Origin of the sequence: Desulfofundulus thermobenzoicus (genome assembly GCF_009428905.1) — a bacterium.
Classification (GTDB): Bacteria; Bacillota; Desulfotomaculia; order Desulfotomaculales; family Desulfovirgulaceae; genus Desulfofundulus_A; species Desulfofundulus_A thermobenzoicus.
In genome coordinates this window covers 25,788-32,733 of sequence record NZ_WHYR01000040.1, presented here as the reverse complement: position 1 = coordinate 32,733, position 6,946 = coordinate 25,788, and the positions used below count along the sequence as shown (strand labels likewise).

The window sequence follows — 6,946 nt, the reverse complement described above, 5'->3', positions numbered from 1 at the left end:
TGAACGAGGGTTTGGAAATGGATCTGGAAAAGGCCCTGGCCCACGAGGCGGATCTTTTCGGCCTGGTCTTTACCAGTGACGACCGGAAAGAGGGGATCGATGCCTTTTTAAACAAGCGCAAGCCCGAGTTTCAGGGGCGGTAGCTCGTTTAACGTTTTTATGGCTGACAGAGGGAATAAATGTTCCCATATGAAGCCCTTTCGCAAATTTGGGCAGCTACCCCCATCGGATCTGCCGAGGGGTCAGCCGGCCCAAAGGGTTCAAGACCGGTTTGGCCGAGGGCTCAAATTAATCCCGGCACATAAAGTTTCGCTCATTTGGAAAAGGCTCCCCCTTTTACAAGGGGAAGCCTTTCCTTCTGCCCGGGAAATTTTTTGCCCTTACGGTTTTACTTCCAGCGTCCGTACCAGTGCCGCGGCCGCTTCGGCCCGGGTCACCTGGTGATCCGGAACAAAGGCCTGGCCGTCACCCCTGATGACGCCCAGCCCCCAGGTCAGGGCGGCATAGCCCAGGGAGCCGGCAGGCAGGGAACCGGCATCGGCGTACGGTACCTGATAGATTCCCTCCACCCGGGCGGCCCGGTCCAGGCCCAGGAAGCGGATCAGCAATTTGGCCAGGGTCAGGCGGTCCACCGGGGCGCCGGGCTGCGTACTCTCTGTCAGCCATCCCTGTTCCCTGACCCTCTTCAGCACCTCCTCGTCCGACAATCCACTGAATCCCTGGGCACCGAATTTGACCATGAGCATGGCCCGCAGCAGGGAAATCGTGGTAATATTTTCGTCGGGGTGGAAGGCATCGCCGTATTCCCCGAAAATACCGGCGCGGCCTAAAAGGCTGATTTCCCGCTCGGCGAAGTGGCCCGCAATATCATTAAACTGGTATGCCCGGGGGTTTTGGGAAACGGGCTTGCCTTCCCAGTCCAGCCCCGCACCGCTTCTGGCGTCCACCATATCTATGGTGGGCACGCCCCATCCGGTGGCCAGGGGCTGGTAAACCAGGCGTATATCCCCGGGCCCATCCGGGCCGTACATGCGGGTGTAGCTCAAGGTTAGCGGCCGGTATTTCAGGAAAGATTCCCCGGCCTGTTTGGCGTTTAACACTCCTGTGGCGGAAGGGAACTGCCTGTCTGACCAGTTGAGGTTATAACCGACCACCCTTCCCTGGACGGTATCCACCCGGATGTTAAAGCCGTTGCCGGGAAAGGGAATGCCATTGACCAGCCGCCAGTAGTTAAAATACTGGAAGGGGGGGTTCTTGCCCTTTTCCCCGGGCATAAAGGGTTGCGCGGACCGGCTTTCGTCCCGCTTCACTGACTGAAAACGTTCGGGCTGGATCTTTTTTAGAAATTCCTCGGCAATTTTCTGTGCCGCCGGACGATCCATGGTACCGGTTTTTCCGTCTGTACCGGGGTAGTAAAGGTCAAAGCCCACCAGTTCACCGGTAAAGGCGTCTACCCGGGCAGACATATGCCGGGGCTGATTATCGCTATCCTTTTCATCGCTCCAGTTCAGATTCCAGATGCGTGTGTCCGGGTTCTGCCAGTCGGTGGCCAGGTTGGCGCCCTGTAAGGTCAGGTTGTCCGGTACCTGCACCCATTTTTTGACTGCCTCCACGGCCTGGTCCCGGGTGATTAATTTGGCCGTTCTTTCAATTTCCTGCTGTTCGGCGGGGGTCAAGGGGACTGAGACTGCCGGTTGTCCGCCATTCATTCTCATAAACGACTCCTCCCCGCCGCCTCCCCCGGGTATCGATTTTTCCACCAGATACCGGCCATCTTCCGGGACCAGGGGCCGGCCGGTGAAGGCGTCAATGACCCCGCCGGAGGGGTGGTTCAGCCGGTAGACCAGAAGAATCTCCGGTTTTTTCCCCGCCTCCGGGGGATAGCGGCGGAATGGCTGGAAATATTGCAATTCCAGCATTCCCGCTCCATCGAAGGCTTCCCGGGCCTTTTCCAGGGGTATCGTTCCCCTGGCCGCGGGGAAATCCGCACCGGTCCATTCCAGGTTGTAACTCACCAGCCGGCCGTCTTCACCGCTGATTTCCATATTTACCCCGTCGGTGGGGAAGGGAATACCGTTTACCAGCCGCTGCCAGCGGAAGTGGTAGCTCACCGGCCCGTAGTTGCCCAGGGGAATCACCTGGTCCTGGGGGGGAACGGGTTGCAGTTCCTGAATATGTTTGGCGGCCAGCCGGTTTAAAAACTCACCGGCTATTTTTTGCGCCTGTTCCTGGGAAACGGCCGGCACCCTTGGCACCGGTTGGCCGGGCTTGCCCGGTTTCCAGTGGCTTATGCTCCGGATTTCACCGGTGACGGCGTCCACCTGGGCATGAAAACCGGCACCCGGCTCAGCCGGGGCTTCCCAGTTCAAAGACCAGACCTGGCGGTCCCGGTCCGCGCCTAAACCGGAGGAGAAACCGGAGGAGAAATTGGTGTATTCCCCGGGGATGGCAAAGTTGTCCTTGACGATGCGAATGGCCTGATCCAGGGAAACGGCCGGCTTCTCCTGGGCCATGGCGGCGGCCGGAAACCAGGTGGCCAGTAAAACAACCGCCAGGCACCACCTGACAAAACGCTGCCCGATGTTCAGCATTGTTGGGCCCCCCTTTGTGCTTTTGTAACCTGTCTTCTACCGGTTTGCGCCGGTGTTTTCAGCGAAGGTTCTCCTGCCGGGGTACGTTGCTAGCTTCAGGTCATGGCCATCACCCTCTTCCCTGGTCTTTGTGTCCCCCGTATATTCATATGGACGATGGGAAAGGGGGAAAAGTTCCCGGACAAACCAGATAATTCTTTTGCCTGCTTTGCCGGAACTTCTCCGGCCCCCGGGGAAACAGCAACGTTTGCGGTTCAGCCCGGATATCCTCCGGCATATAATATGCCAGGGGGTGCAGGCAATGGTTAAGATTTCCGATCTGCGCATGCGGGAAGTAATCAACGTGGCCGACGGCCGCCGCCTGGGGCCCATCAAGGATATTGACATCGATCTGGAGAACGGGCGCATCAGCGCCATCATCCTGCCCGCCCAGGGAAGCAACCGCCTGTTCAATCTCTTTGGCCGGGAGGATGAAATTGTGGTCCCCTGGCAGAAAATCAAAAGGATCGGTGTGGATGTGATTCTGGTGGATTTGCGGGATGTGGGGGAAATCCGTCCGGAAGGGGGGAGTCCACCCGGCGGGGGGGAGAGGTATTTTTAGTGTTGCCGCCGGACAGTAAGGGAATTTATGTTAATTCTTGTGATAATTGTAATTACAATCCGCGAGATCGGGAAAATACCCCAAAAGGGGGCGGCCCCATGGTGTTGTTGACCGCTGAGCTCCGGCAGTTGCCCGTGTCACATGGACATGCAGTTCCGGCTATAAATTCGGGTATGAAGGTACCCGGCTTTTTTTGTGTAACCGGCAAAAGTGAAGTAACGGGAAGGAAAACAAACTCAATCTCCTCCCGCCGACCTTTTTAGCCTTTGTCCCTCACCCCCAATATATAGTATAATAAGCATGCCAGGCATACTACATATGTTAACAACCGGTTAATTTCTGGCATGGGTGGTGAACGGGCGATGCGCTGTCCATTCTGTAATTTTCCCGACAGCCGGGTGCTGGACTCCCGTCCGGCGGATGACGGTTGTTCCATCCGCCGGCGGCGGGAATGTGGAGGCTGCGGCCGGCGCTTTACCACTTATGAGCGGGTGGATGAACTCCCCCTGGTGGTGGTGAAGAAAGACGGACGGCGGGAGGTTTTTGACCGTAACAAGCTCCTGACCGGGCTGGTTAAAGCCTGCCAGAAAAGACCCGTGCCCATGGCCACCCTGGAGGCGCTGGTGGACGAGCTGGAACGGGCCCTGCGCAGTACGGCGGAACTGGAAGTGCCCAGCCGGCAGATCGGGGAAATGGTCATGGAGCGATTACGGCTGCTGGATGAGGTGGCCTACGTCCGTTTTGCTTCGGTCTACCGGGAGTTCCGGGATGTCCAGGAGTTTTTACGGGAAATCCAGCGCCTGTCCGGGAAATCCGGGGCCGGTTCCCGGGAGTAAGGGGAACAGTGTGTCAGCCGGCATTCGCTTGAAGCGAATGCCGACTTAAATCCAATGACCAGCGAACAACGACCATTTAAGGAGGCTGCCAGCAGTGTTCAAGGTTATCCGCAAGCGGGATGGGCGGGAAGTGCCCTTCGACGAGACAAAGATTACCGACGCCATCTTCAAGGCCGCCCGGGCGGTGGGGGGCGAGGACCGGCAGACGGCCATGGAGTTGACCATCGAGGTCCTGAAGATGCTCAAAAAGAAATACAACGGGCAGGTCTTCGGGGTGGAAGATGTCCAGGACGTGGTGGAAAAGGTGCTCATCGAGGCCGGACACGCCCGCACGGCCAAAGCCTACATACTCTACCGGGATAAGCGCACCCGTATCCGGGAGGCCAAGGGGGATCTTATGGATGCGGTGGAAGAAATCCTGGAAGAAACCAACCGGGAAAACGCCAACGTGGGCAATTCCCCTTCGGCCAAAATGCTGCAAATTGCCAGTGCGGCCAGCAAAAAATATTACCTGACCCGCTTGCTGGACGACGATTTTTCCGGTGCCCACATACGGGGAGACATCCATATCCATGACCTGGACTGGTACGCCAAGACCCTGAATTGCCTGCAGATACCCCTGGACAGGCTCCTGATGGAGGGTTTCAACACGGGCCACGGCTATATCCGGCCGCCGAAACGACCCACTTCGGCCACGGCCCTGGCGGCCATCATTTTACAAAGCGCTCAGAACGATATGTTCGGAGGACAGTCCTTTCCCTTTTTTGACCGGCAGATGGCCCCCTTTGTGGAGAATGCCGATGAAAATGAAACATACCAATCAATGGAGGCTCTGGTATACAATCTCAATTCAATGCACTCCCGGGCGGGGAGCCAGGTGCCTTTTTCTTCCATAAACCTGGGCACCGATACTTCCGGGGCCGGGCGAAAAGTCACCCGCAACCTGCTCCTGGCTTATGAAGCCGGATTGGGGCGGGGGGAGAATCCCATTTTCCCCAATATTATTTTCCGCCTGCAAAAAGGGGTGAACTTTGCACCCGGGGATCCCAACTACGATTTGTTCCAGCTGGCCGTCCGGGTGGCCAGCAAGAGGCTGAACCCCTCCTTCGCCTTCATGGATTCTTCCTTCAACCGGCCCTATGGCGACCAGGTATCCTACATGGGTTGCCGCAGCCGGGTGATGGCCAACCGCCGGGGTCCGGAGATCACCCCGGGCCGGGGCAACCTGTCCTTCACCACCATTAATTTGCCCCGGCTGGGTGTGAAGGCCGAGCGGAACATACAAAAGTTTTACCAGCTTCTATCCGGGGTGATGGAACTGGTCATCCGGCAGCTCCACCACCGCTTCCGGGTGCAGGCCAAACTGAAGGTGAAGGACATGCCCTTTGTCATGGGGCAGGGTATTTACCTGGGCTCGGCCGGCTTGAAGGATGACGATTGCATTGAGCCGGCCATTGTCAACGGTACCCTGGCCATGGGCTTCATCGGTCTGGCCGAAACCCTGGTGGCCCTGACCGGCCGTCATCACGGCCAGAGTGAAGAATCCCAGGCTCTGGGGCAGGAGATTGTGGCCTTTATGCGCCGGCGCATTGATGAAGCTTGTGAAGAATATGACCTGAACTATACCCTGCTGGCCACGCCGGCGGAGGGTCTTTCCGGGCGCTTTGTCAAGATTGACCGCAGAGAGTTCGGCATTATTCCCGGGGTGACCGACCGGGAGTATTATACCAATTCATTCCATATACCGGTTCATTATCCCATCAGCAGTTTTGACAAGATCAGCCTGGAAGGACCCTATCATAAATACTGCAACGCCGGTCACATCAGCTACGTGGAAATGGCCTCACCACCGGTGCACAATCCCGAGGCGGTGGAAGCCATTATCCGCCACATGGCGGCCAGCGACATGGGCTACGCGGCCATCAACTTCCCGGTGGATTTTTGCACCAGCTGCAACTTGCTGGGGGTAATCAACGAAAACACCTGCCCCCGCTGCGGTTCACCGGCCATCCGGCGGGTGCGGCGGATTACCGGCTACCTTTCCACGGTGGATCGCTTCAATGACAGCAAGGTGGCGGAGCTGAACGATCGTTTGCCCCACAGCCTCAGTTAAAAACCTTTGGGAGAGATGGCTTATGCAGTTGCGTGTGGCCGGAATTGTCAGGGAAAGTGTGGTGGACGGGCCGGGACTGCGCCTGGTGGTTTTCGTCCAGGGCTGTCCCCACCGTTGTCCCGGTTGCCATAATGCCCATACCTGGGACCCGGCCGGGGGGGTAGACATGGCGGTGGAAGAGATCCTGGAGATGGTGCGCCAAAACCCCCTGTTAAAGGGGGTGACCTTCTCCGGAGGAGAGCCCTTCGGCCAGGCGGAATCTCTGGCCGTCCTGGCCCGGCAGGTACACCATCTGGGCAAGGACGTAATCACCTACACGGGTTATACCTGGGAAGAACTGCAGGAGTGGAGCCAAAGGGACGGGGCTGTAAAAGAGCTCCTGGAGCTATCCGATTATATCGTGGACGGCCCCTATGTCCAGGAAAAACGGGACCCGGCCCTGCCCTTCCGGGGCTCCACCAACCAGCGGATCATCCATGTGGCCCCTTCCCTGGCCGGGGGGCGGGTGGTGATGGCTTCCTGGGGATCTACGCAATAGTCGCCTGCCGTCGGGTTTATCAATAATACCACTGAAAATTGCAAGCGGAATAATGCCGGCAACTGGGTAGTCCCACACACCCGAGCCCTGTATACGATTCTCCCTGACCACCGGCCCTTCCCCGGCGGGCACCGGCCGGGTGGAGGTGCGGTTCATCTTTACCCCGGCGGCGGATAACAACAACACGGTGGGCATTGACGAAGTGGACCTGCGCTGTATATAACCCGGCGTTCCAGGTAAACGGTCACATTAAAGAGAGGGCGTAAA

The 6,946-nt window shown here is 58.0% G+C and carries 6 protein-coding genes; 5 read left to right on the top strand and 1 reads right to left on the bottom strand.

Features of this window, described 5'->3' with window-relative positions:
- Nucleotides 1-17 precede the first annotated feature (17 nt).
- Entirely contained in the window at nt 18-143 is a 126-nt protein-coding gene (locus GFC01_RS13250) for a hypothetical protein (RefSeq protein WP_243137576.1), read from the top strand.
- Nucleotides 144-380: 237 nt separating this feature from the next.
- Here GFC01_RS13250 and GFC01_RS13245 read toward each other — a convergent pair whose 3' ends face one another.
- Nucleotides 381-2,591: a YcdB/YcdC domain-containing protein gene (locus GFC01_RS13245; RefSeq protein ID WP_152947649.1), complete on the bottom strand. Its 2,211-nt coding sequence runs from the start codon at nt 2,589-2,591 to the stop codon at nt 381-383.
- Between the two features lie 301 nt (nt 2,592-2,892).
- Between GFC01_RS13245 and GFC01_RS13240 the strand changes: the two genes are divergently transcribed.
- From GFC01_RS13240 to nrdG, 4 genes are all read left to right on the top strand, one after another.
- Complete coding sequence (locus tag GFC01_RS13240) at nt 2,893-3,192, top strand: YlmC/YmxH family sporulation protein (protein WP_152947648.1); 300 nt, start codon at nt 2,893-2,895, stop codon at nt 3,190-3,192.
- 362 nt (nt 3,193-3,554) lie between these two features.
- Nucleotides 3,555-4,028 carry a transcriptional regulator NrdR gene (nrdR, locus tag GFC01_RS13235; RefSeq protein WP_152947647.1) on the top strand — a complete coding sequence of 158 codons (474 nt, stop codon included), beginning with the start codon at nt 3,555-3,557 and terminating at the stop codon, nt 4,026-4,028.
- Between the two features lie 94 nt (nt 4,029-4,122).
- A complete protein-coding gene (gene nrdD, locus GFC01_RS13230; protein WP_341473978.1) occupies nt 4,123-6,141 on the top strand; it encodes an anaerobic ribonucleoside-triphosphate reductase in 2,019 nt (672 codons plus the stop codon).
- A gap of 22 nt (nt 6,142-6,163) precedes the next feature.
- Complete coding sequence (gene nrdG / locus GFC01_RS13225; RefSeq protein ID WP_152947645.1) at nt 6,164-6,679, top strand: anaerobic ribonucleoside-triphosphate reductase activating protein; 516 nt, start codon at nt 6,164-6,166, stop codon at nt 6,677-6,679.
- The last annotated feature ends 267 nt before the right edge of the window (nt 6,680-6,946 follow it).

Excerpts from the sequence above, each read along its gene's own strand:
- GFC01_RS13250 (WP_243137576.1), top strand. The coding sequence starts at position 18 with ATGGATCTGGAAAAGGCCCTGGCCCACGAGGCGGATCTTTTCGGCCTG.
- GFC01_RS13245 (WP_152947649.1), bottom strand. The coding sequence starts at position 2,591 with ATGCTGAACATCGGGCAGCGTTTTGTCAGGTGGTGCCTGGCGGTTGTT.
- GFC01_RS13240 (WP_152947648.1), top strand. The coding sequence starts at position 2,893 with ATGGTTAAGATTTCCGATCTGCGCATGCGGGAAGTAATCAACGTGGCC.
- nrdR (WP_152947647.1), top strand. The coding sequence starts at position 3,555 with ATGCGCTGTCCATTCTGTAATTTTCCCGACAGCCGGGTGCTGGACTCC.
- nrdG (WP_152947645.1), top strand. The coding sequence starts at position 6,164 with ATGCAGTTGCGTGTGGCCGGAATTGTCAGGGAAAGTGTGGTGGACGGG.